This window comes from Rhizobium sp. NXC24, assembly GCF_002944315.1.
Classification (GTDB): Bacteria; Pseudomonadota; Alphaproteobacteria; order Rhizobiales; family Rhizobiaceae; genus Rhizobium.
On record NZ_CP024311.1, the window covers coordinates 2,907,396 to 2,931,373 of the forward strand.

Sequence of the window (23,978 nt, forward strand, 5' to 3'; positions counted from 1 at the left end):
TGGCACAGCGAAATGGTGGATAGGTTTCTCACGCCCCACCTAAACACTCCGATATGGAATAGCCGAACGCGTGAATTTCTCGACGCGGATATTTTTGGTTGCGGCAGCGATACGAAGGGCATTCTCCGCCAATTCCTGTTCGCGATGAGGCCCGATCACAATTGAGTCCAAACCCAGGTCGATTTGCCGATCGACAGTCGCTTGCTGCAGCGGGAGATCGAAATAGGGGATGGGAAGGCCAGGTCCCGGCCGGACGGCGACCTGAGAATGGTCTATCGGGATGGGATCTGAGATCAGCCGCCATTCATTCTCCTCCGCGAAGCTCTGATCTTTGAAGCTTGAGGCATAGACATGGAAAGCCGCGACCCAGCCCTCGGCAAGGTTCCAAATGTCTTTACTCTCTGCGTTTTCGAGGGTCTCGATGTTCTGCAGGAACATGTTCAGGTAGTCAGTGATGAGATCGACTTTGTCACGATCGCCGTAAATGCATTTCAGGAGCTTGAAGCCGTGCAGTTCCGCCGCTGCTTCCAGTGCGGACTTTTGAAAGCCCAGGGAAACGCCACCCGGCACGGCATATCCCCTCCATTGGCTAAGCAAGTCGCCATCCTCGGCAAAGGAGGCAACGCAGACGAAGTTTCGCGCAAGTGCTGGAAGGATTTGAATAATCTTCTCCAGCAATCGCTTTCCATTTGGTCCTTGCGTCTCGATCAGGCTTTCCGCAATCCCTGAAGCAAGGATAATTCCGTGCCGGAACTCTTCCTTGTCGTTCAGAAAATGAATGCAGGACGCCCACATCGACCTCGACCCGAGTATCCCAAGAGCACCAGGAAACGTCGTGTAGTGATACAGCTTCATCTCTTGTCCTCGTCCTCGAAATGCCGGCGGTTGGCTGGCTTCTTCACAGTGGTATATCCAGAGTTGAGAATAGCACTGGCGGCGACGTTTCTCTTGAACGTGGCGCATTCCGATATCACGTTCAGGCCGCTTGGTGGGCCGGCCAGCGTGGCAAGCGTAATCCCCCAACATCCATGAACAAACCGTAACTTGCCTCTCCGCCCGTTGAGGATGACACTTCTGTCGCGCCGGATAACGGAGATGATAGATATGTCGAATTTGGAAATGCTCGTCAGACGCCGGATCGAAGAAGAACGCGCCAAGGGGACACCCCCGGAGCGGATAACGCAGCTCGTTCAGGAACTCTTCAACAGCATGGACGCCGCGCAGGCGATCGCTCCTCATCCAGCTTCAGCCAATCGGAAGTCGTAACTGGACCCCGCATCCATCAGCTTCGCCGGTTCGAACTTCGACATCTTCGTGCCGGCGCCTCCCCCGATGAGGAGACGATAAAGCAGTCCCAATGGAACTGCCGCCGTAGACATGCGATAACGAGCCGGGAAACGAGGGGCGCTATCCATGTCCATTGGGAATTACCTTCGCACGATGCTGTCCGCGCTCGCCTTGCTTTGTAGCCCCTTGTCGGCCGATGCGGCCGGGCGGGTTGTCTATCTGACCTTCGATGACGGGCCATTGTCGGGGACGGCGAATGTTCTGGATGTCCTCGCCGAAGAGCAGGTTCCGGCGGCGATGTTCATGGTCGGGCTTCATGTCGAATCCAGCGCCGAACAAAGGGCGCTGCTGATGCGCGCCAAGACCCTGCCTTTGGTCACAGTTGGAAACCACAGCTACAGCCACGCCAACAATCACTATAGAGACTATTATTCCAACACCGACGCCGTCGTCGCGGATATGCTCAAGGCCAATACCGTGCTTGGCCTGACGCCCTGGGTCTATGCCCGCCTGCCCGGACGCGATGTCTTTCGCCTGATCGACTATTCCAAGGACGATCTTTCAATGGATCCCGCCCGCTACGAGCGCGAGGTGGTCGATTATGACTATGTGGCCGCAATGAAATTCCTGATCTATGGCTGGGACTTCGAATGGGCGCATTCGGGAGACGGAAAACCTGTGCAATCCGTCGATCTCCTGCTCAGCGAAATCGATCACCTCTTCGCCTATGGCCGGTTCATGAAACGCAATGAGATGATCCTCTTGATGCATGATGAGATGTTTCAGGATCGGTTCGACGGCAAGGAAAAGCTTAGAGCCCTCATCCGGCAATTGAAGCAAAGGGGCTACACGTTTGGCGACATAAAGCAATATGACCCGAACCCCTATACCGGAACCTTCATCCGTTCATCGTCAAAGTAATTTTGGTTACGCAACGCCAACCGGGCATCATGAGATGTTCGGATCACGCGATCCAACCGCCAACGCAAAAACATTTCCCGCAGCGTGTCGGAAACACGGCCTGTCTTCCGTCCTGGGATGAGATCGGCGATACCGTAATATGGATCGCCGAAGAGTCGAACAACGGAGGATATAGACATGGGCAAGACAATCGCAATCTGCCTAGCCAGATTGATCTTCGGAGCCGTCTTCGTGATGGCGGCCGCCTTCAAATTCGCGGGCATGCAATCGACGGCGGATTATATCGCATCGGCCGGTTTTCCGCTGCCGCTGTTCCTCGCCTGGATCGCCGCCTTCTTCGAAAGTGCGCTGGCGATCTGCCTGCTGACGGGAGCCTTCTTCTCCGAAGCCGCGCTGCTTGCCGGCATCTACGTCATCTTCCTTGCCTTCAGCTTCCACGGGCCAAACCGCTGGACCGGCGCTCAAGCGGAATTTGGCTTCTTCATCGATCATTTCACCTTTCTCGCCGGCCTGCTCTTTGCGGCAGTTCACGGTCCCGGAGAAAAATTGGCCGTTCGCGTCGGCATATTGCGGTCTGAGACCGGCATCTGATCGCAACCGTTTTCTTCAAGAGTGACGCATCTCTCGCCTTATAGTGTATAGTTGCCGCGATGCTTCCGAAGGTTGGCGCGCTTCCTGAATGAGGGGCGCCGCCTACCATCGGGAAATCCGCATATCGGCTGCTGTGACTATCATCTGCTTTACTCGGGACCTGGGGGGAGAAAGCGCAATGAGCAATGATCACGTCTATAATGTTCTATTTCTTTGCACGGGCAATTCGGCCCGTTCAATCCTTGCTGAATCGATCTTGAACACTGAAGGCAAGGGTCGCTTTCGAGCCTTTTCGGCCGGCAGCTTTCCCAAAGGCCAGATAAATCCTTGGGCCGTAAAAACACTCGAAGCCTTGGGCTATCCCTCTTCCGGCTTCAGTTCGAAGAGCTGGGATGTCTTTGCCGGGCCGGGCGCGCCACACATGGATTTCATCATCACCGTCTGCGATGACGCAGCAGGCGAAGTCTGCCCGATATGGCCCGGCCATCCCGCTTCCGCGCATTGGGGCATCGAGGATCCCTCCAAGGTGGAAGGCTCCGAATTGGACAAAGGCCGCGCCTTTGCGCAGGCCGCTCGCTACCTTAAAAATCGGATCATGCTTCTGGTCAACCTGCCGATTGCAACGATCGACCGGCTGGCGGTGGCAGCGCATCTACAGGAGATCGGCCAGATGGAAGGCTCGACATCGTTGCGGGCCTAAACGGCACGATATTTTGCTGCGCATGATCACGTTGCGCAGACGGGGTAGTTGACGAGCGAAGGCTTTGACTTCGGTCAAAGCTGTCGCGTTCCAAACCTGCATAACCGAGGCATGAAAAATCCGGTGAGCTTGGCTCTGCACCAGGAGGTTACATGTATCGCAGACTTATGTGTGCCCTTGACATAGATCAATTGCAGACCGGCGAGCCGCGGCTCCGGAAGCGGGCAGCGGCATGGGTCAGCGACGAGCAAAGAATTCGTCTGGAAGCAATGAAACCGGCAATCGGTTTGCTCGCGCAGATTGACGCATGGGTGACATACTGATTGAAAAGCAGGCCGGCTTATAGTTACAGTGATTTCAGAAATTTCTGAAATCACTGACAACGAGGTATCACCATGAATCTTCCGCCTCTCGTACAATCCTTTGTGCTTCATTTTGGGGAAATGGGTTCGCGCTGGGGCATCAACCGCACGGTCGGACAGATCTATGCCCTGCTCTTCGTCTCCCCGGCACCGCTTTGCGCGGAGGAAATCGTCGAAGCCCTCGGCATTTCCCGTTCGAACGTCTCCATGAGCTTGCGCGAATTGCAGACTTGGAACCTCGTGCTCCTCAAGCACAAGCCCGACGACCGCCGCGACTTCTTCACGACGCCGGATGATGTCTGGCAGATCCTGCGCACGCTCGCTGAAGAGCGCAAGAAGCGCGAGGTCGATCCGACGCTCTCGATGCTGCGCGAAATCCTGATGCAGCAGCCGGCAAGCGACACCGAACGCTATGCGCAGGGGCGGATGAGCGAGATGTACGGCCTGATCGAGCGCCTGACCAACTGGTACGAGGACGTCAAGCAGTTGGAGACCGAGCGGCTCGCGACCCTCCTGCTGCTCGGCTCGAAGGTAACGAAGCTGCTGGAGGCCAAGGACCGCGTCGTCTCGCTCGGCCGCCGCCGTTCCAAAACGACAAAAGAGGATTGAATGATGACTGCGGCTTTCTTCGATCCTGATCTCACTCCGGAAGAAACCCAGAAGGCGGTGCCCGAAGCCGCGCCGGCTGCGAGACGAAGTCAGGCCGCCCGGAGCCGAAAGCCCGCGGGGCTTTTGCTAGCTGCAGGCCTGCAAACCGCGGCGGCGCTGATCTGGATTCCGCAGGCAACCCTCCTCGCCTTCAGCATCGGCGTCATAAGCGACGGCGGCAGCACGATGGACGTGGTGTGGGCAGCGCTGGCGGTACTGGCGTTTGGCTTTGTTCGCGCCGCTCTTGATGCCGCCGGCGCACGTGTCGCCTTCCGCACAGCGAGAGACGAGCTGACATCGCGGCGTAATCGCGCCGTTGCGGCACTCGCTGCCCGCTCGCCCCTTGATATCGGCAAGCCGGCCTCCGGTCTCGCCGCGAGCGTCGTCGGCGAACAGGCCGAGGCGATCGTTCCCTATCTCGCCCGTTTCCGGCCGGTGCGCATGAAGGCGAGCGCGGTACCCCTCGTCATCCTCGCTTGCGTCTTTCCCGTTTCCTGGATCGCGGGGCTCATTCTGCTTGTCACAGCACCGCTCATTCCGATTTTCATGGCTTTGATCGGCTGGCGCGCCAAGGCTGCCAGTGAAAAGCAACTGGCCGAAACCGGTGGCCTCAACGCCTTTCTGCTCGATCGCCTGCGTGGGCTTGCGACGATCCGGGCGCTCGGTGCCGTCGATATTACGGCCACACGGTTGCGCGCCGATGCGGACTCTCTGCGAAAGCGCACGATGGCGGTATTGAAGATCGCCTTTCTGTCCTCCGCCGTTCTCGAGCTTTTCGCCGCCCTAGGCGTCGCAGCAACAGCCGTTTACATCGGCTTCAGCCTGCTGGGCTCGATCGATGTCGGTACGTGGCATGGCCGGCTGAGCCTGGCGCAAGGGCTTTTCATCCTTCTGCTCGCACCGGCCTTTTTCGAACCCTTACGCGAACTTTCGGCCGTTTGGCATGATCGCGCCAATGGCGAAGCGGCGCTCGCAGCACTCGACGCTCTGTCCTCGCAAGGAACTGCTATTCTCGATGCCGATGAACAAGACGCCAGCGACGACCGGATGGTGCTTGCTGCTCCCTCCGTGCAGATCGACAGGCTCATCTTCCGCTATGCGCCGGATCTTCCGGCCGTGATCGACAAACTCGGTCTCAACGTTGCGGCCGGAGAACATGTTGCCCTTTGGGGTGCGAGTGGCTCCGGCAAGACCACTATCCTCTCCTTGATCGCGGGACTTGCGCCACAGGAAGCCGGTGTGATCAGGATCGGCGGCGTCCCGCTGACGAAGAACAGTGCCGCTCCCCTTCGCCAGCGCATGGCCTGGATCGGACAACGGCCGCATATTTTCTCCGGTAGCCTGAAGAGAAATATCGGCCTTGGACGTCCCGATATCGACGACGGCGCCATAGACGATGCGCTGCGTGCCGTGCGCCTGGACACCGTGATTGCTGCAAACGAGATCGCCGCGGTCGGCGAAAGCGGCCTTGGCCTTTCCGGCGGCGAAGCGCTCCGGCTGGCACTGGCCCGCGTGGCCGCCAACCGTGCGGCCGGCATCATTCTCGCGGACGAACCGACCGCCCATCTCGACGCCGCCACCGCCGCCGAGGTGACCGAAGCTTTATTGGCCCTGGCGAAGGGACGGACACTGATCGTCGCGACACACGATCCGCTGCTTGCATCACGCCTCGACCGCACCATTGGGCTTGAACCCCATCACAAGGAGATTGCGGCATGAGACGGAGCCTCTCAATGCTTCTCCCGGTTATCCGCCTGTTCCATGCCGAACGCGGACGCGGTCTCTGTCTCGGCGCGGCGCTGTCGGCATTCGCCGTATTGGCTGGCGTCGGTTTGCTTGGCCTCTCCGGCTGGTTCATCACCGCGACCGCGCTTGCGGGTGGTTCGGCTGCAACTGCCATCGTCTTCGACGTCTTCGCGCCATCGGCCGGCATCCGCCTGCTCGCGATCGGCCGCACGGCGGCACGCTATGGCGAGCGGCTGGTGACCCATGACGTAACCCTGCGCGTTCTCGCGGCATTGCGCGAAAGGCTCTTTCGCGGCTGGGCAACGCCCGGCAGCGCCGCGGCCATGATGCGCCGACCGGCCAAGCTGCTGTTCCGGCTCACGGCCGACATCGATGCGCTGGATTCGCTTTACCTGCGGGTGCTGCTGCCGGCAGGCGTCGCTCTGCTGTCGGCGCTCGCCGTTGGCATTGCGCTGGGTCTAATGCAGCCGCTCTTCGGGACCTTGGTCGGCCTTTGGCTCGTCACCACCGGCCTCGGCATCCCCTTGATCGCCGGTCGGATGGCAATGAAGCCCGGACGCCGCCGTGCCCACGCGATGGAAGCGCTCCGCGCGCGTATCATCGATCTGATCGCCGGCCAGACGGATCTCGCCATGACTGGCCGCCTGCAGGCGCAACGCATCGCCGTCGGCAATGCCGACCGGCGGCTCGCGGAAGCAGACCATGCGTTGAACAGGATCGAAAACGCCGTGGGCGTCGGCTTCTCGCTTGCCTCGACGCTTCTGCTGACAGCCACACTTCTGACTGTCGCCATTCTGGCAAAACAGGGAGTCATCGGCGCTCCGGCCGCCGCCTTCGGTTTGCTTGTCGCCTTTGCCGCCACGGAACCTTTCGCGGCATTGCGTCGTGGCGCGTTGGAGCTCGGCCGCACGCTGCTTGCCGTCAAGCGTATTGCCCCGCGCCTCGCCCCGGAAAAGGCAGCCTCTCAGACCGCACTACCGCACGAAGGTTATGCATTCCAGTTAGAGGCCGTTAGCGCCAGGTACGAAAGCGCCCGGCATCGGGCAATCGAGGCCCTTTCCCTGTCGCTGGCCACCGGCGAGCGGATTGCGCTTGTGGGCGCCAGCGGCGCCGGAAAATCCACGATATTGGCGCTGCTTGCCGGCGAAATCGCTCCAGCGTCCGGCACGATCACCAGCGTTGAGGCGACGACACTGACGCAACGCACCGAGCTCTTCGACGATACGATCCGCGGCAACCTGTTGCTCGCCGACCCGCATGCAAGCGACGAACGGCTTCTTCAGGTGCTGGAGGCCGCAGGCCTGCTTGCCGACATCAAGGCTTTGCCAAAAGGGCTTTCGGCCCGCCTCGGCGAAGGCGGCATCGGCCTCTCGGGCGGTCAATCGCGCCGGCTGGCACTTGCCCGGCTTTTCCTGCGCGACACGCCGCTCTGGCTGTTCGACGAACCGACGGAAGGGCTCGATGGCGACACCGCGCGCGCCGTTTTGCGTGAGATCGCCGGCAATGCCACTGGCCGCAGCCTCGTCATTGCCACGCACATACGCCGCGAAGCCGCGATCGCCGACCGCATCGTCATGCTCGAACGCGGCCGGGTCACGGCAACGGCGCGGCGCGGCGAACCAGAATTCGACGCCATCCTGAACCGGCTGCGGCCGGACTGAGGCGCAAACTGAACGTATAAATACGGCGTGTCGAATAACGCCGTATCGACCAAACCCCGTGGGACCGTGGGAGAAAAATTATGGAACTCGACATCGTGGCGCTATCGCGCCTGCAGTTCGCCATGACGGCGCTCTATCACTTCCTGTTTGTGCCGCTGACGCTCGGCCTCTCCGTGTTGCTTGCCATCATGGAGACGACCTATGTCATGACCGGGCGGCAGATCTGGCGCCAGATGACCAAATTCTGGGGCACGCTATTCGGTATCAACTTCGTGCTCGGCGTCGCCACCGGCATCGTCATGGAATTCCAGTTCGGCATGAACTGGAGTTATTACAGCTACTATGTGGGCGATATCTTCGGCGCGCCGCTGGCGATCGAAGGGCTGATGGCCTTTTTCCTAGAGGCAACTTTCGTCGGCCTGTTCTTCTTCGGTTGGGAGAAGCTCTCCAAGGTCGGGCATCTCGTAGCAACCTGGGCGGTTGCGCTCGGCTCCAACTTCTCCGCCCTCTGGATCCTCATCGCCAATGGCTGGATGCAGAACCCGGTCGGTTCGGCACTCAATCCGCAGACGATGCGTATGGAGATCACCAGCTTCTTCGATGTCGTCTTCAACCCGGTCGCCCAGGCGAAGTTCGTTCACACCGTATCGGCCGGCTATGTCTGCGCCTCGATCTTCGTGCTCGGCGTTTCGGCCTGGTACATGCTGAAGGGACGCCACATCGAGATTGCCAAGCGCTCGATGACGGTTGCCGCTTCCTTCGGCCTGGCTTCGGCTCTTTCGGTCGTCGTCCTCGGCGACGAAAGCGGCTATTTGTCCACCGAGCATCAGAAGATGAAGCTCGCTGCGATCGAAGCCATGTGGGAAACCGAGCCGGCGCCCGCCGCCTTTACGGCTTTCGGCTTTCCGGACCAGCAGGCGCGCGAGACCCATTATGCCGTGCACATTCCGTGGGTCATGGGCCTGATCGGCACCCGTTCGCTGACCACCGAAATCCCCGGCATCACCCAGCTTGAGGAGCAGGCGAAGATCCGCATCCGCGACGGCATCAAGGCCTATGACGCGCTGATGAAGATCCGCGCCGCCCAACCGGCCGCCGCCGGTACGACGGCGCAGGACACCTCCACTGAGCAGGCGCGCGCCTCCTTCGAGGATATCGGTCATGAGCTCGGCTACGCCCTGCTTCTGAAGCGCTATGTCGACGATCCCCGTCAGGCGACCGACGCCCAGATCGATCAGGCCGCCCGCGATACCATTCCGAACGTGCCGACCCTTTTCTGGTCCTTCCGCATCATGGTCGGCCTCGGCATGTTCTTCATCCTGCTGACGGTAACCTTCTTCTGGCTCTCGGCCCGCCGCCAGCTCGACCGTTACCCCCTGTTGCTGAGGATCGCCGTTCTTGCCATTCCGCTGCCTTGGGTTGCCATCGAATTTGGCTGGGTCGTCGCCGAGTTCGGCCGCCAGCCCTGGGTTATCGAAGGCGTGCTGCCAACCGCCGCCGCCGTCTCCAATCTCGGAGCCGGTAGCGTGCTTCTCACCCTGCTCGGCTTCGCTGCGCTCTACACCGTGCTGATCGTCATCGAGATGACGCTGATGGTGAAGGCCATTCGCAAGGGCCCGGAACCGGATGACGAGCCGGAAGCCGACCTCATTTCCGAAACCCTCGTTCCCGCTGCGGAGTAACCACCATGATCCTTCATGAATTGATCGACTACGAAACCCTGCGTGTCATCTGGTGGCTGCTGCTCGGCGTTCTGCTGATCGCCTTTGCGGTGACCGACGGCTTCGACCTCGGCGTCGGCACGCTCCTGCCCTTCGTTGCCAGGACAGATACCGAACGGCGCATCGCCATCAATTCGATCGGCGCGACCTGGGAAGGCAATCAGGTCTGGCTGATCCTCGGCGGCGGCGCCATCTTCGCCGCCTGGCCGCCGCTTTATGCGGTCTCCTTCTCCGGCTTTTATCTGGCGATGTTCGCGATCCTCTTCGCACTAATCCTCAGGCCGGTGGCTTTCAAATATCGCGCCAAGCGGGACAGCGCTCGCTGGAAGGCCGGTTGGGACTGGGCGCTGTTCATCGGCGGTTTCGTCCCCTCGCTGATCTTCGGTGTCGCTGTCGGCAATGTGCTGCAGGGTGTGCCGTTCCGCTTCGCCGACGATATGAGGATCTATTACGAAGGCTCCTTCTTCGGCCTGCTCAATCCTTACGCCCTGCTTTGCGGTCTGCTCTCCGTCGCCATGCTTGTCATGCACGGCGCGGCATGGCTGCAGTTGAAGACGAATGGCATCGTAGCGGAGCGGGCCCGCAGCTATGGCAGCCTGGCGGCGCTCGCAACGATCGTGCTCTTTGCCCTCGGCGGCCTCGCCCTGTGGTACGGCGTCGATGGCTACCGCATCACCAGCGAGATCAGCCCGATCGGGCCGTCCAATCCGCTTTTGAAAACCGTCGATCACGCGGCCGGTGCCTGGCTCGGCAATTATGCCAGCCATTCCTGGATGCTGGTCGCTCCAATCATCGGCTTCCTCGGCGCGATCGCAGCCCTTCTGTCGATGCTTGCCCGCCGTGAAGTGACACCGCTGCTCTTCAGCAAACTCGCCATCTTCGGCATCATTTCGACGGTCGGCGTCTCGATGTTTCCCTTCATCCTGCCTTCCTCGCTCGACCCGCGCTCCAGCCTCACGGTCTGGGATGCGTCGTCCAGCCATATGACACTGTTCATCATGCTGGTCGTGTCGCTGATCTTCCTGCCGATCATCTTTCTCTATACGGCCTGGGTCTACCGGGTTCTCTGGGGCAAGATCGACGCCGAGACGGTCAACGACAAGGGCGGCCACGCCTACTGATCTCAAAGAAGGAGAAAGAACATGTGGTATTTCGCCTGGCTCCTCGGCTTCCCCCTAGCCGCCGCCTTCGCCGTCCTCAATGCAATGTGGTATGAACTCGTCGACGACAATGCAAAGACACAAGGGGGGCCGAAGAAGGCTCCCTGAAGATTTTGCCGATTTGCCAGGCGCGGGTTCGTCGCGCCTGGCCCGACATTTCGGTTCCAATGGAACAAACAGCAGCCGAAATTATCTTTTGCCGCTATGAATCCTGCGGTTTGGTGGCGTTCCAGTCTTCGCTTTGCATATGGCGGCAAATTTAAGTCTCTCACTCTCACGACGAGACCGGCCCATGACGAGCGGAAACCTGCTTCTGACTTTCAATGCCGGCTCCTCGACCGTCAAAATCGGCGTGTTCGAGGTCCGGGAAGACAAAGCCTGCCGCGTCGGCAAGGGCCAGATCGACTTTCGCCTTCAACCCCTCGCCTTCCATTTGACGGCAGGCCGGGCCACCTTCGATCGCTCTCTGCAAACGGATGCGGTCGAGCACTTACACGAAGTCGTGGAGGAAACTTTCGGCATCCTCGGCGAGCATTTCGACATGTCCGCGATAAACGCCATCGGCCATCGCGTGGTCCATGGGGGCGATATGTTCACCGGCCCGGTGCGCCTCGACGAAGACCGCATCCGCGACATCGAGGATCTGACCGTGCTCGCGCCCCTGCACCAGCCACAGGCGCTGCGCCTGATCCGCGCCGTCAAGCATTTGCGACCGGCGCTCGCACAGACTGCCTCCTTCGACACTGCCTTCCACGCTACGCAGAACGATCTCGTTCGCCGTTTCGCCCTTCCGCGCACGCTGCACGATCAAGGGATCAAACGTTACGGCTTTCACGGCCTTTCCTATGCCTTCATCGCCGCCGAACTGCGGCGGCGGGCACCCCAGGCCGCGGCCGGCAGGGTCATCGTCGCCCATCTTGGCAGCGGAGCCAGCCTGTGCGCCCTCGACAAGGGCGAAAGCCGGGACTGCAGCATGGGGTTCTCGACGCTGGACGGCATTCCCATGGCGACGCGCTGCGGCAATCTCGATCCCGGCGTGCTGCTGCATCTTCTTGGGCCGGAAGGCAGGACGCCGAAAGATGTGGAAGACATGCTCTATCACAAATCCGGTCTGCTCGGTGTCTCCGGCATCAGCGCCGACACGCGCGACCTATTGAAAAGCTCGAAGCTGGAAGCGCGAGAGGCGATCGATCTGTTTTGTCTGCGCATTGCCGGCGAGGTCGCGCGAATGGCGGCGACGCTCGGCGGCCTGGACAGTCTTGTCTTCACCGCCGGCATCGGCGAGCACCAGCCGGAAATTCGCACTGATATCTGCGACCGCCTGCGATGGCTGGGCCTTGAGATCGACGAGGACGCGAACGCCGCCAACGCGCCTATCGTCAGCACATCATCAAGTTCTATTACAGCTTTCGTCATTCCGACGGACGAAGAGCAGATCATTGCCGATGAGGCCCTGTCGATTTTTGCGGGCGAGCGATCCAGATCATAAGTATCGCGCTCGATCGGCGATAGTTTCGTATTCGAAAGACCTTCGAAGCCTCGACCCACAAATTTATCGGATACCGATCAAAGTCTAGCAAGTTTGTTGATAGGATATGTGCGGAATCTTACATTGCGTTGCACACCCCGAACCGTCCGCAGAAGACGGCCGGTAACAGGAGCAAGATAGCGAACTCTGATAACCTTCCATCCAACGTTGAATCGCAGCCTCCGCAAGCATCGACATTCGGGCCGAACGCAGATACGGGATTGGGTGATCCCGCCTTGCCCGTTCGCTGGGATAGCGCCGAACGACCCTAACGTTCCTTATTTTTCAATAGCTCTCGCCTCTCTATCAACTGATGGTGACTATTGTCGCGCTACTGTAGTCAAGCTTTTCGGGCGGCGGATATTCAAAAAACAGCACCTGAAAACGGCCTTGCGAGAGCGTCCCCCAGGATCATAGAAATACGTCCAAAGGTTGTGATTAGAAGATGCTTATATTGCGTCACGCTGGGTTGCAGGCGGATTAATCCCCATTTTATCATGACATGACACAACAAGCGGTATAATATTCGCGGGCCTAGATGGAACGCATTTATCCTTGGGGGGCAACACGTGTCCATCAGTTCAGGAATGAAACGCCGGATCGGGCGCAATGCTCCGACGGTCATCATCATAGACCACCATACACTTGCCCGTACGACTATCGTGAAGCTTCTCGAGCACGAACTCGTCGGCTGGGAGTTTGTTGATATGGTCTCTACTGAGAGTCTTGATAGGGCTCTCGGAATGGACGTCCGTCTGATTGCTTTGGGCTTGGAGGGCAGGAGCGTAGAAAGCGCGGGACTGCTGGACGATCTCACGGCTATCGCAGAACGCTTTTCCGAAGCGCCGGTCGCACTGTTGTCGAGTACGGATGACGCCTCTATCGCGTCCCAGGCGCTGAAAATGGGCATTCGTGGCTTTTTCACCACCTCCATTCCCATAGAGATCGCGCTTGCCGGGCTGCGGCTGGTTCTCGCGGGCGGCATATTCTACCCGCAGCCGTTGGATGCGCTGACGAACGGTTTAGCCAGGCACGCCGACTCTCATGATGATAGTCAAAGGATGATAGAGGCGCGGGCGCATAGTCCCGATCTTGCCGACTTCACGCCGCGCGAAGCGGATGTGCTCGCCGAACTGCAACGTGGCTGTTCGAATAAGGTGATTGCAGGAAAGCTCAACCTTTCGGGCCACACGGTAAAAATGCACGTGCAGCACATCATGCGCAAGCTGCAGGTCCAGAACCGGACCGAAGTCGTCGCCCGTTTGGGTTACAGGCTAACCAACGGACATGATGCGGCGGCATCGTAAACTAAGCGCTTTCCTTGGATGTCTTTTCAAGCATTTCGCTTAACGTTGCCGCTGCGAGCATGGTTTCAGCCAAGAGCTTCTTGAGCTTCCGGTTTTCCTCCTCCAAAGCCTTCAGCCTTTTGACGTCGAAGCCGACATTCTTGAGCTGCAGGGATTGCCACCGATAGAAGGTCGGTTCGCTGATCCCGTATTTGCTGCACACGTCCGTCACCGTCATGCCACCCTGATGCTCCTTCAGAATGTCCATGATCCTGTCATCATTGAATTTTCGTTTACCCATCACTGCGTCCCTTCGACGGCGACATGCTAGAAATTCAGAGGCGCCAGGAAGGAATGGTGGGAGTACCAATCCATATTCGCGTCGCATTTCCGAGCCCTGCTCCGGGTTTCGCTTCAGTCCTCACGAAACGCTCTGTTGAAGCTATCCAGAAGCGGTCTGATTGCATAAAACGCGACACTGCTCTTGCCCGTTTCAATCAATGTCTGGGCGGGCATGCCCGGAACCATCGCGACATCGTGCATCTTCGCCAATCGTTCGTCTGTTACGCGGATCGTCGCCGCATAGTAGGCCTGACCGGTCTGCTTATCGACAAGGCGATCTGCCGAGACATAATCCACTATACCTTTCAGCAGCGGAACACGCCTCTGATTATAAGGTAGAAGATGAACTTGTGCTTCCAACCCCGGATGCACCAAATTAATATCCTCCGGCCGTACATGTGCCGATATCACGAGATGGGCTTCGCGCGGCACCAGATCGACGAGCGGTTCGCCCGCGCCGACCACGCCGCCTGCCGTATGGAAACGCAGGTCCATGACTACCCCGTCCTCAGGCGCCCGGACTTCGGTTCTGGCAAGCTGATCGTCGATCGCCCGCAAACGTTCGCTCAACTGCAGGATCTGGCTTTCGCTATCTCGCAGACCCTGGGCGACTTCATTCAGCCGATCGCTCTGCAGTTTCACCAAATTGGCCTGTGCCTCGCTGATCACCTGATAGGCGCGCGATATCTGGGCGTCCACCTCGCCGGTTTGACCGTCGATATCCGCCTTCTCGCGTCCGAGGTTGAAAATCCTGCTCTTTCTCTCAGCTCCTTTGGAAACGAGGCTGGTAGCCGACTCCATCTCCTGCCGCGAGATTTCGGCCCTGTCGGCGAGCGATGCCTTCTGCGCGCCGAGCCCGATGATCTCCTGCTGGACCTGCCTCATCTTCTCCTGCGTGATCCCTATCTCGGACAGCATCACCTGGCGGCGCGTCTCGAATATCCTTTGCTGCCCAACCATGATGGCTCTGACCGACGGAGTGTCGTTCATCAACGCGACAAGGTCCGGTGGAAAGGTGATCTGGTCGGTACCGCTCTCTTCGGCAACCAGGCGCGCATGCATGCCCTCGGCGTCCCAGAGTTGCCCCTGAACACTGTCGCGCTCCGACCGCGACTTCGTATCGTCGAGTTGGATGAGCACCTGCCCCGAGGTGACGGCATCGCCGTTCTTGACGAGAATCTGCCTGATGATTCCGCCCTCCAGATGTTGGATGGTCTTGCGGCTGAACTCCGGCTCCACGACACCGGACGCGACCGCTGCGCTCTTCAGCGGAGCGAGAAGCGACCATATCCCGAACCCCAGGATGAAGATGCAGATCAGCAGGTTGCCAGTCCGCTTCACCGACCGCAGTACCGGCATCGGTGACGGCGGCGCCAGCCTCATGAAATCCGCATCGAGGACCGGGGCATAGCTCAGGAACTTCTTGGCGGCTTCCAATCTCTGGGCAGACCGGCTGCTTGGGTTTGACGCGTTTATGAATTTAGCTGGGGCGCTGGAAGGAAGGATGGTGGTCATGACGCGGCCTTTCCTTCCAGTGTCTGCGTCGGCGATGGCGGGCGAAGATAGGTGTCGTAGATATGCTCGCTTTCTCCAAACGCATTGACCATGCCATTGCGCATGATCGCGATCTTGTTGGTGACGGGAAGAACTCCCATTCGGTGGGTAATGATGACCACGATCATTCGCCTGGATCTCATGCGTTCGATCGCGTTGAAGAGGATGCGTTCGCCTTCATAGTCCAGACTGGAATTCGGATCGTCGAGCACTACCAGCGAGGGATTGCCGTAGGCGGCGCGCGCCAATCCGAGCTGCTGCCGCTGAGCGCGCAGCAACAGGTTTCCCCCTTCGCCTATGTCGGTCTCGTAGCCCTGCGGCAGCCGCATGATGGTCTCATGCAGCCCGACCAGCTTTGCCGCTTCGATGGCCCTGGTGGGATCTGCGCCATCCAGGCGTCCGATGACATCCTTGATGGCTCCACCGAAAAGTTCGATATCCTGCGGCAGATAGCCGACATGACGCGTGTTGGCGCAGAGGCGCAGCGCAGAAATGTCGACGCCGCCCAGGAGCGTGCATCCGCTTGTCGGATGCAGGACGCCGGCCATGATCCGGCCGAGTGTCGACTTCCCGGACCCGGACGGGCCGATGAGCGCAACACAGTCACCTGGCATCAGGTGCAGCGTGACGCCTTTCAATATGGGTCGGGCGGCAAACGGCAGGGCGTAGCCGACATTGTCGAGGATGAGACCGCTGGGATCGGGGACAGGTATCGTGCGGAGATCATCCTGCGAAGAAACCACGATCAGCATCTTGTTGAGACGATTGAAGGAGTTACGTGCAAACGCGAACGAGCGCCACGCGCCGATCGCGCCCTCGACCGGCGCAAGACCGCGGCCGAGCAACAGGCTTGCGACAAAGATGATGCCGGGGCTGCTGTTATCCTCGAGCACCAGCCATGTGGCTGCCCCCATGACCAGAATCTGCGTTAATGTCCTGATGGACTTCGAGAATCCCAGAATGATCTCAGTGCGGTGCATGGCGGTGTCTTGCGCTTTTCTGGCCGCCTCGGCATCGCGATAGACGATTTGCGCCGCACCGTCCTGCATCCCCATGGCGCGGATCACCTGAATATATCGGAGAGCGGTCGCAAGCCGCCCATAGCTTCGGGACAGCGCGAGATTGGCCTGCGCGATCGGCTGCTGTGTCGCCAGTTCCGTCAGGAGGGCAAGCGACAGGAGAGCGACTGCACTTAGAAGACCGATCGCACCCAGCAGGGGATGAACGAGAAAGAGCAGCAGCAGGAAAATCGGCGCCCAGGGAATATCGAAGAGAAGCGCACTTGCCGGCGAATCGAGGAACTGGCGCAGCGAGGCAAGGTCGCGGTAACAATCGGCCGCAACGCTGCTATCTGCACGGGACGCATATTCGAATGAAGCGTTCAGGACATCCGGACGCAATCGATGGTCCAGCCAACTGCCGATGCGCGAAAGTGCTGCTCTGCGCACAATATCAAGAGTGGAGCCGACCACTACCGCAACCGAGATGATGAGCGTCAGCATTATCAGCGTATCGATGCTGCGGCTCGACATCACCCGATCGTATATCTGCAAGAGATAGATGGAAGGGGCGAGAAGAAAGAGATTGTAGCCGCAGCTATAAAGAAAAACCAAGCCGAAGGCTCCGGCGCAGGCCCGAAGGGCTATGACCAGTTGTGTCTGCTGGCGCTGGGCTTGTGCAAGATTTGTTGGCGTCATCAGATCTCGCAGCTCCGGATTATGACAAGGCGAATGCTTGGTCGAACTGTCATAAATACGAGGATCGCTGGCCGGAACCTGCGATCCTCAGGACCCGAATTCACGGGCCGGTTGGCATAATCGATCACGTACCGAGGTGGTGCACGTCGATGCTGCCGCCAAAAGAATTGTCGAAATGATCGAAGGCATTCGATACGGCCGTGCTGATGGTGTCCGTATGAACCAACGCAGTCGATACACTACCGCCTAGTGCCGTGTTGCCGTTACCGCCATTGCCACCCATGCCGGATATGATGGTGGCATGCTGGTCGATCAACGATGTAGTGTCTTGCGTGGCTGTCGTGGCTGCAGAAACCGCTGCTACGTCGCCGCCGCTCACAGAGCCTTGGCTACCGTTCGAAGTGGCGCTCCCGCCAGCTCCACCGGTTGCGGTGAGTGCGGAAAGCGCGGCGTTATAAGCTTGGGCCAATCCGCCAGCTCCGCCGCCGCCGGCATCCCAGTCAGCCATCTGGTGAACGTGATCGCCATTATGGAGATCAGTTGAGGCCCCGTAGACGTCCTGGTAGTTATTGACATAGGCAGTGGGATCGTAGTGAATATTCCCGTTGCCGTATCCGTCGCCGCCATTGCCGGCATTGGCGTTGCCTGCAGTGGGATCGGTGAGATTGATCGTATCAGTTATCTGTGGAATAGGCATAGTTTAACTCCTCTCCTATTCGGTCCGAAAGTCTCCCACGGCCCGATGCCGGTACGTCATTACCAGGCAAGAAAACCGCTTGCAGACAGTGCTCGCAATTCAACCGGTGAACCAGCCGGATATTCGGAGATGTCCCTTTGGGTGGGGTATGGCCGGGAAAGAGGATGTATCCCAAATGGTTATGCCGAAATAACAGCAGGCACGGGGCTCGCAAAAGGGGGCGATGCTCTCCACGAACACTTCCGTTGAGAGTTGGAACGCGGAACTGAAATGATCTGCGCGTGTTCCAGCGAACACGCGCTTCTGACGCAATTTCGACAAAAATGCTGAGCGGCTTTTCCATCCGCAACTGCGAAAAAACAAAAGATAAAGCAGTCTCTGAACGGCTCAGCCGACCTAGCTATGCATGAAATTGAGGATGTCATCGACGAGAGCCGAATGGGCATCCGTCAGGTTACCCTCACCGCCATGACCGCCAATGCCCGCCAGTTGCAGCGTATGCTGATCGGTGAGGATATGGTCGATCTGCTGGGCGTCGGCCGTGCCGCCGGCGGGAACGGCAATGTTGATGGGATGGAAGTACCCGATGCTGACATCGACGAAACTTCCGTTCGCAGAACCCGCTCCGCCACCGCCGCCCATACTGTTTCCGGTGAAGATCGTGTCCGACGACAGGTTGAAACCGCCGCCGTTGCCGCCGATACCCGCCATCTGGATACCGCCCTGGTCAAAAATCACATCGTTCGTCTGATGAGCTTCCGCCGAGCCGCCAGCAGCGCCGACCGCGATGTTGATTGGCGAAAAGATGGCGACGTTCACATCGATCATGCTGCCGATGAAGTGGCCGTCGCCACCATGGCCAGCATAGTTGTCACCATTGAAAATGAGGGTGTTTGCGGCACTTGAGGCGGCACTCTCCGTCCCTCCGCCACCAGCGGCCAGATTATGGTCGCCGCCCGAGCCGCCGACGCCGCCGATCTGGGTTGCGCCTTGCAGAAACGCTGCGTTGTTCGTCTGTTCCGAATGCGCCACGGATCCCTCACCGCCAGCAACGGCGGTATTCACCGGCGCGAAGACGGCAACATCAGAGCTCACGATACCGCCGAAAAACAGGCCGTTGCCGCCGGTTCCGGCATGGTTGACGGAGGTGCTGCCGATACCGCCGAGCGCGATATTGCCGCTGCCGCCATCGCCGCCAAGGCCGGCCATTTCGGTGGAGTGTTGATTGATAAGCGCACCATTGCCCTGAAAGGCGTCCGCTGTCGAATGAGGGCCGGCTATCGCCATGTTGGATGGGGTGAAGATAGCGAGGGGATTGCTGCTGATAATGCCGGTCGCGATTCCGTCGCCGCCGCTTCCTGCGGAATTGACGTTCTGGTTCGATGCAAGATCCAACGGCATCCATGTGGGAACCAGCGCCAGATGTCCTGCACCGGAACCGGAGAGCACGTTTTGACTCATGCTCGCGTTGGACGCGTCTTCCCCTGTCAGACGAGTTTCCGTCATCGCGGTCTCCCCCTTGCACTCTCGCGCATGGCGCGGATTGTCGAACCCCATTGTGGAATGGGACGGACAAAAAGAAGAGCCTGCAATTCGTCTACGCCCATATGGGCAGGATAACAGCCATTTGGCGGTCATACTTTTTGGCCGTAGGCGGTGAGCACGAAGAGATTGGTCGGCGCATTGTGCAGCATGACTTCACGCTCGAAGGCGAAGCCGCATTTTTCCAGAACATGTCTGGAAGCGACATTGACCGAGCGGACCAGGCCGATGACTCTCTCGGCATGCAAGTCATTGAATGAAAACGCTAAAGCCTCCCTCACCAGCTCGGTCGCATAGCCGTGTCCCCAGCTATCCGGATGCAGATGATAGGACAGATTGAGGCCATCGAATTCCTTCGACACGGTCACGCCGCCGAAGCCGATCAGCCTGCCGTCCGCCTCGACAGCCCAGCGACCGAACCCGTGGTGAGGCCAGTGATCCATGTCACGAGAGAGCCGTCGCGCACTTGCGTCCGGCGTATCCGGCCTCGGATCGGGCCGGTGCGCGACGAGTTCCGGCCGGGCAAAGAGGGCCGTCACGAAGTCGAGGTCGGCCTCAACCGGCATGCGCAACAGCAAGCGCTTCGTGCGTCGAACCAAAGGTAATGGCATTGGACCACTCTCTCGAAATTCACACTGCCTCGTCCAAAGGAACCTTGTCGAAGCAGCAGGCAGCCGTGGAAACGCCCATGCTGCAGCCACTCGCCTTCAGCGCTTCCGCCACGACTTCCACGAACAAGCGACGCAGCCAGACCGACCGGCTGTCGGCCTGATCGACGCGGCGATAGAGCATCGTCACCGGGTCCGCCGGCAATTCGAACGGCGGCGCTGAAATCGTCAGATCGTGAAGCTGCGCCATGCAGCGGGCAATGGACTCCGGAACGGTCGCAATGGCCGGAATGGCGCGCAATGTCGGCGGCAAAGCGGAAAAACGCGGCACTGTCGCCACCACCTGGCGGCGATGGCCGAGGCGTGCAAGAGCGACATCGACATTGGTCGATATGGCGCCCTCGAGTGACACCGTCACATGCGGCGCATTCGCGAACTGCTTCAGGCTCAGCGGCATCGTGCATTTCAAATGCCGGGCATCGTAGATGCACAACGAGGCCTGTTCGAACAAAGGCGCGCGAATATGCCAGGAGGCGGGTTCGTCATGCACGGAGATGCTGAACTCATAGGCTCCCTCGTCCAGCAGACGCGCGGCATCGCGCCTGTCGAACGCCACGCTGACCAATCGAACGCCGGGCGCCAGCTTCCGCAACCGCGCCGCCAGTGGCCCGAAGAAAGCCGATTCCAAATTGTCGCATAGCCCGACGCGGAACTCACCCTCCCAGCTTCCGGGATCGAAGGCCGCCGGAGGGCGGATGGCGCGCTCGATGCCCGAAAGCGCATCCTCGATGGCCGGAGCAATGGAAAGAGCGCGAGGCGTCGGCTGCAAGCCGCGTCCGACGCGCACGAACAATTCGTCATCGAGCGTCTCGCGCAGCCGGCGCAGAGCAGCGGACAGGCCGGGCTGGCCAAGCAGCAGGCGCTCGGCGGCACGGCTCACATTCCGTTCCTGCATGAGCACGGAAAAGGCGAGCAGCAGATTGAGGTCGATCTTTCGAAGCGTGGCGTCATTCATCATCACCAGTAATACCTGACATGGTTACTATCAATTTGCAATAGGGTTGGAAGCTGTACATTTTCTCGTTCCCTGCCGCCCGCCAACCTCCCGAGAGGCGGCAGCATACGAAGGAACGATCCCGATGATTTATTCCAAACCACGAAGCGGAGCCGGGCTGGCATTGCTGCTGCTTTGCGCCGCCAACTTCCTGGACGCCATGGATGTCTCCACCATCGGCGTAGCCCTGCCCGCAATCCAGACAGAGCTCGGCATTCCGGCGACATCGCTGCAATGGGCCGTCAGTGCCTATGTGCTCGGCTATGGCGGCTTTCTGCTGCTCGGCGGCCGCGTTGCCGATCTTTTCGGCCATCGCCGCGTCTTCCTCTGGTCGCTCGGCGTCTTCGCCGCCGCCAGCATCGCCGGCGGTTTCGTCGACAGCGCGCCGACCTTGATCGCCGCACGTCTGGTCAAGGGCATAGCCGCAGCCTTCACCGCGCCGGCGGCACTCGCTCTGCTGCTGTCCGTATTTGGGGAAGGAAGCGCCCGCGCCAAGGCGCTCGGCGTATTCTCCTCCACCGGCGCTGCCGGATTTGTGCTCGGCATGGTGCTGGGCGGCGCCGCAACCATCATTAGCTGGCGGGCGACGCTGGTCATGGGCGCGCCCGTTGCCATCCTCGCACTGATGCTTGCGCCCTTCGTCCTGCCTACCGATCATCGGCGCACTGGGCCGCGGCCGCACTTCGACTGGGCCGGTGCGCTGACGATCACGCCCGGATTGCTGCTCTTCGTCTTCGGCATTACCAACGCCGCAGCCGCGGGCTGGCAGGCATTTCCGACCTGGGGAGCATTGGTCGCGGCGGTGGTCCTCATCCTGCTCTTCCTGCTGGTCGAGGCCCGGCATAGGGATCCGATGGTGCCGCTTGCCATCTTCCGGCGGGCAAAGCTCAGCCATGCCAACGCCATTGCCGCTCTTTTCCAGGGCTCCTATGTCGGCTTCCAGTTCATCGCGACGCTCTACTACCAGGACGTCGTCGGCTGGTCGGCCTTCGCTACTGGCTTTTCCTTCGCCTTCGGCGGCGTCTGTGTCATGTTCCTAGCACCACGATTTGCGGCGATCGGGCAAAATCGCGGCACGACCGGCCTGATGACGCTTGGCGTCGGGCTGCAAGCCATCAGCTATGTCTTCTGGGTCCTCTCGGTCGGAAACATCAATCCGATCCTGCTCGTCGCCGTCTCTCAGCTATTGCTCGGCGTCGGCTATGCCATGACCTATCCGTCGGTGCAGGTGGCCGCCCTCTCCGATGTCGAAGACGATAAGTCGGGCCTGGCCTCCGGGCTGCTGTTCGCCTCCTTCCAGATCGGCGGCGGCATCGTATTGGCAGCCGCATCCGCCACCTTCGGCGCGGCACCAAGCTTCGGCTGGAATCCCTATATCGCCGGCACCGCCTTCGTCGCGATATTGGCCGCTACGGTGACATTGCTGGCGGCGGTCGGCCCGAGGACATCGACGTCGCGTTCGAATGTCTATCAGGCGGCGGAATAGTTGGTGTCGCAAATACCCGCACCGTCTTGAGTGCGGGTATTTGCAATCAGCCAGCGTCGACTATCCCGAAGCTGATTGTCGAAGGAAATGGCCATTGCCCCGGCAAATATTATGATGACGACAGTGCCGCCGCCTCGGCGGCACGCCGCATCAGCAGGTCGCGTTCCCGCTGGTTTCCGGCCAGGGCTGCCGCCGCTTCAAAAGCGGCTTTCGCCTCCTCATGGCGAGCAAGCTTCTGCAGCAGATCGCCGCGAACGCTCGGTAACAGGTGATATCCCCTGAGCGCCGGCTCGTCTGCAAGCTGATCCACGATCGCCAGCCCAGCCTCCGGCCCTTCCGCCATGCCAACCGCGACGGCGCGATTGAGTTCGATGATCGGCGAAGGCACAACCGCCGCCAGTTTCGCATAGAGCCCGGCTATGCGCGCCCAATCGGTCGCCTCGGCTGTCCTGGCCTCCGCGTGGCAGGCGACAATGGCCGCCTGCAGAGCGTAAGCACCGCTTGCACCGCCGAGATCCCGTGCCCGCGCAAGTGCTCGCAGCCCTCGCCGGATCTGGAGCTGATCCCAAAGGGCACGGTTCTGTTCCAGCAGAAGGATCGGCTCGCCCGCTGCGTCGGTGCGCGCCGCAGCGCGCGAGGCGTTCAGCTCCATCAGCGCCAGCAGCCCATGTGCCTCGGGTTCGTTTGGAGAGACCGAGGTGAGCACGCGGCCCATGCGCAGTGCTTCGTTGCAGAGCTGAGGCCGCAGCCAGTCCTCGCCGCGCGCCGCCGTATAGCCTTCGTTAAAAATGAGATAGACGACCTCCAGCACGGAGGCGAGCCGCTGCGCGAGCTCCTCGCCGCGGGGCGTCTCATAGGCGAGACCTGATTCCGAAAGGGTTCGTTTGGCGCGGACGATACGCTGTGCGATCGTCGCCTCCGGCAACAGAAAAGCCCGCGCGATCTCCTCTGTCGTCAAGCCGCAGATCATCCGCAACGCCAAGGCGACCCGGGCCTCCCGCGATATCAATGGATGGCAGGCGGTGAAAACGAGACGGAGCAGTTCGTCGCCTATGTCGTCGTCGAGGGCAGCGTCTAAATCGGGCATGGCCTGCTGCTCCTCGTCCATATCCCGGGCGATCATGTCGTGCTTGCGCCCAAGCATCTCGCGGCGGCGCATATGATCCAGCGCGCGGCGCTTGGCGGTCGCCATCAGCCATGCACCGGGTCTTTCCGGAACACCCGTCTCCGGCCACCGTTCCAGAGCCGCCAACAGCGCTTCCTGCGTCAGGTCTTCGGCCAAAGGCACGTCGCGCAACATCCTTGCCAGGCTGGTGATCAGCCGGGGCTGCTCGATCCGCCAGACGGCGAGGATCGTGCGATGGGCGTTGGCGGCCGTCATGGCCGC

The 23,978-nt window shown here is 60.2% G+C and carries 22 protein-coding genes; 13 read left to right on the forward strand and 9 right to left on the reverse strand.

Annotated elements, in window-relative coordinates; genetic code table 11:
- Positions 1–39: 39 nt before the first annotated feature.
- Positions 40–855 carry a DUF2971 domain-containing protein gene (locus tag NXC24_RS14390; RefSeq protein ID WP_158704487.1) on the reverse strand — a complete coding sequence of 272 codons (816 nt, stop codon included), beginning with the start codon at positions 853–855 and terminating at the stop codon, positions 40–42.
- Positions 856–1,104: 249 nt separating this feature from the next.
- Here NXC24_RS14390 and NXC24_RS35485 point away from each other — a divergent pair, with 249 nt between their 5' ends.
- The 12 genes from NXC24_RS35485 to NXC24_RS14445 all read left to right on the forward strand — a co-directional run bounded on the left by NXC24_RS35485 (position 1,105) and on the right by NXC24_RS14445 (position 13,632).
- Positions 1,105–1,266 carry a hypothetical protein gene (locus NXC24_RS35485; protein ID WP_199773482.1) on the forward strand — a complete coding sequence of 54 codons (162 nt, stop codon included), beginning with the start codon at positions 1,105–1,107 and terminating at the stop codon, positions 1,264–1,266.
- A gap of 147 nt (positions 1,267–1,413) precedes the next feature.
- The gene (locus tag NXC24_RS14395; RefSeq protein WP_245463882.1) at positions 1,414–2,208 is read left to right on the forward strand and encodes a polysaccharide deacetylase family protein; all 795 of its coding nucleotides are present in this window, start codon (positions 1,414–1,416) and stop codon (positions 2,206–2,208) included.
- A 177-nt stretch (positions 2,209–2,385) separates the two neighbouring features.
- Positions 2,386–2,799: a DoxX family protein gene (locus NXC24_RS14400; protein ID WP_104823913.1), complete on the forward strand. Its 414-nt coding sequence runs from the start codon at positions 2,386–2,388 to the stop codon at positions 2,797–2,799.
- 178 nt (positions 2,800–2,977) lie between these two features.
- Complete coding sequence (locus NXC24_RS14405) at positions 2,978–3,499, forward strand: arsenate reductase ArsC (protein WP_104823914.1); 522 nt, start codon at positions 2,978–2,980, stop codon at positions 3,497–3,499.
- Between the two features lie 395 nt (positions 3,500–3,894).
- Entirely contained in the window at positions 3,895–4,470 is a 576-nt protein-coding gene (locus tag NXC24_RS14410) for a GbsR/MarR family transcriptional regulator (RefSeq protein WP_104823915.1), read from the forward strand.
- Between the two features lie 3 nt (positions 4,471–4,473).
- Positions 4,474–6,228, forward strand: a complete 1,755-nt coding sequence (gene cydD / locus NXC24_RS14415) for a thiol reductant ABC exporter subunit CydD (RefSeq protein WP_104825175.1) — start codon at positions 4,474–4,476, stop codon at positions 6,226–6,228.
- A complete protein-coding gene (gene cydC, locus NXC24_RS14420) occupies positions 6,225–7,916 on the forward strand; it encodes a thiol reductant ABC exporter subunit CydC (RefSeq protein WP_104823916.1) in 1,692 nt (563 codons plus the stop codon). The genes cydD and cydC overlap by 4 nt, the downstream gene beginning before the upstream one ends.
- An 80-nt stretch (positions 7,917–7,996) precedes the next feature.
- Complete coding sequence (locus NXC24_RS14425) at positions 7,997–9,598, forward strand: cytochrome ubiquinol oxidase subunit I (RefSeq protein ID WP_104823917.1); 1,602 nt, start codon at positions 7,997–7,999, stop codon at positions 9,596–9,598.
- A 5-nt stretch (positions 9,599–9,603) separates the two neighbouring features.
- Positions 9,604–10,758 carry a cytochrome d ubiquinol oxidase subunit II gene (gene cydB / locus NXC24_RS14430; protein WP_104823918.1) on the forward strand — a complete coding sequence of 385 codons (1,155 nt, stop codon included), beginning with the start codon at positions 9,604–9,606 and terminating at the stop codon, positions 10,756–10,758.
- Positions 10,759–10,779: 21 nt separating this feature from the next.
- A complete protein-coding gene (gene cydX, locus NXC24_RS14435; protein WP_104823919.1) occupies positions 10,780–10,905 on the forward strand; it encodes a cytochrome bd-I oxidase subunit CydX in 126 nt (41 codons plus the stop codon).
- Between the two features lie 184 nt (positions 10,906–11,089).
- Positions 11,090–12,286, forward strand: a complete 1,197-nt coding sequence (locus tag NXC24_RS14440; RefSeq protein ID WP_104823920.1) for an acetate/propionate family kinase — start codon at positions 11,090–11,092, stop codon at positions 12,284–12,286.
- A 626-nt stretch (positions 12,287–12,912) separates the two neighbouring features.
- Positions 12,913–13,632 (forward strand): response regulator transcription factor, encoded by a 720-nt coding sequence (locus NXC24_RS14445; protein WP_104823921.1) that lies wholly within the window; start codon positions 12,913–12,915, stop codon positions 13,630–13,632.
- Position 13,633: 1 nt separating this feature from the next.
- Here NXC24_RS14445 and NXC24_RS14450 read toward each other — a convergent pair whose 3' ends face one another.
- From NXC24_RS14450 to NXC24_RS14480, 7 genes are all read right to left on the reverse strand, one after another.
- Entirely contained in the window at positions 13,634–13,912 is a 279-nt protein-coding gene (locus NXC24_RS14450) for a transposase (RefSeq protein ID WP_028751823.1), read from the reverse strand.
- A gap of 113 nt (positions 13,913–14,025) precedes the next feature.
- The gene (locus NXC24_RS14455; RefSeq protein ID WP_104823923.1) at positions 14,026–15,468 is read right to left on the reverse strand and encodes an HlyD family type I secretion periplasmic adaptor subunit; all 1,443 of its coding nucleotides are present in this window, start codon (positions 15,466–15,468) and stop codon (positions 14,026–14,028) included.
- Positions 15,465–17,204, reverse strand: a complete 1,740-nt coding sequence (locus tag NXC24_RS14460) for a type I secretion system permease/ATPase (protein ID WP_104823924.1) — start codon at positions 17,202–17,204, stop codon at positions 15,465–15,467. Before NXC24_RS14460 ends, NXC24_RS14455 begins: the two co-directional genes overlap by 4 nt.
- 124 nt (positions 17,205–17,328) lie before the next feature.
- A complete protein-coding gene (locus tag NXC24_RS14465; protein WP_104823925.1) occupies positions 17,329–17,901 on the reverse strand; it encodes a PE-PGRS family protein in 573 nt (190 codons plus the stop codon).
- A gap of 396 nt (positions 17,902–18,297) precedes the next feature.
- Positions 18,298–19,407, reverse strand: a complete 1,110-nt coding sequence (locus NXC24_RS14470; RefSeq protein WP_104823926.1) for a hypothetical protein — start codon at positions 19,405–19,407, stop codon at positions 18,298–18,300.
- A 128-nt stretch (positions 19,408–19,535) separates the two neighbouring features.
- Positions 19,536–20,054, reverse strand: a complete 519-nt coding sequence (locus NXC24_RS14475; RefSeq protein ID WP_104823927.1) for a GNAT family N-acetyltransferase — start codon at positions 20,052–20,054, stop codon at positions 19,536–19,538.
- Between the two features lie 19 nt (positions 20,055–20,073).
- Entirely contained in the window at positions 20,074–21,069 is a 996-nt protein-coding gene (locus NXC24_RS14480; RefSeq protein ID WP_104823928.1) for a LysR family transcriptional regulator, read from the reverse strand.
- Positions 21,070–21,190: 121 nt separating this feature from the next.
- Between NXC24_RS14480 and NXC24_RS14485 the strand changes: the two genes are divergently transcribed.
- Positions 21,191–22,591 carry an MFS transporter gene (locus NXC24_RS14485; RefSeq protein ID WP_104823929.1) on the forward strand — a complete coding sequence of 467 codons (1,401 nt, stop codon included), beginning with the start codon at positions 21,191–21,193 and terminating at the stop codon, positions 22,589–22,591.
- 109 nt (positions 22,592–22,700) lie between these two features.
- Here NXC24_RS14485 and NXC24_RS14490 read toward each other — a convergent pair whose 3' ends face one another.
- Positions 22,701–23,972 carry an RNA polymerase sigma factor gene (locus NXC24_RS14490; RefSeq protein ID WP_104823930.1) on the reverse strand — a complete coding sequence of 424 codons (1,272 nt, stop codon included), beginning with the start codon at positions 23,970–23,972 and terminating at the stop codon, positions 22,701–22,703.
- Positions 23,973–23,978: the final 6 nt, after the last annotated feature.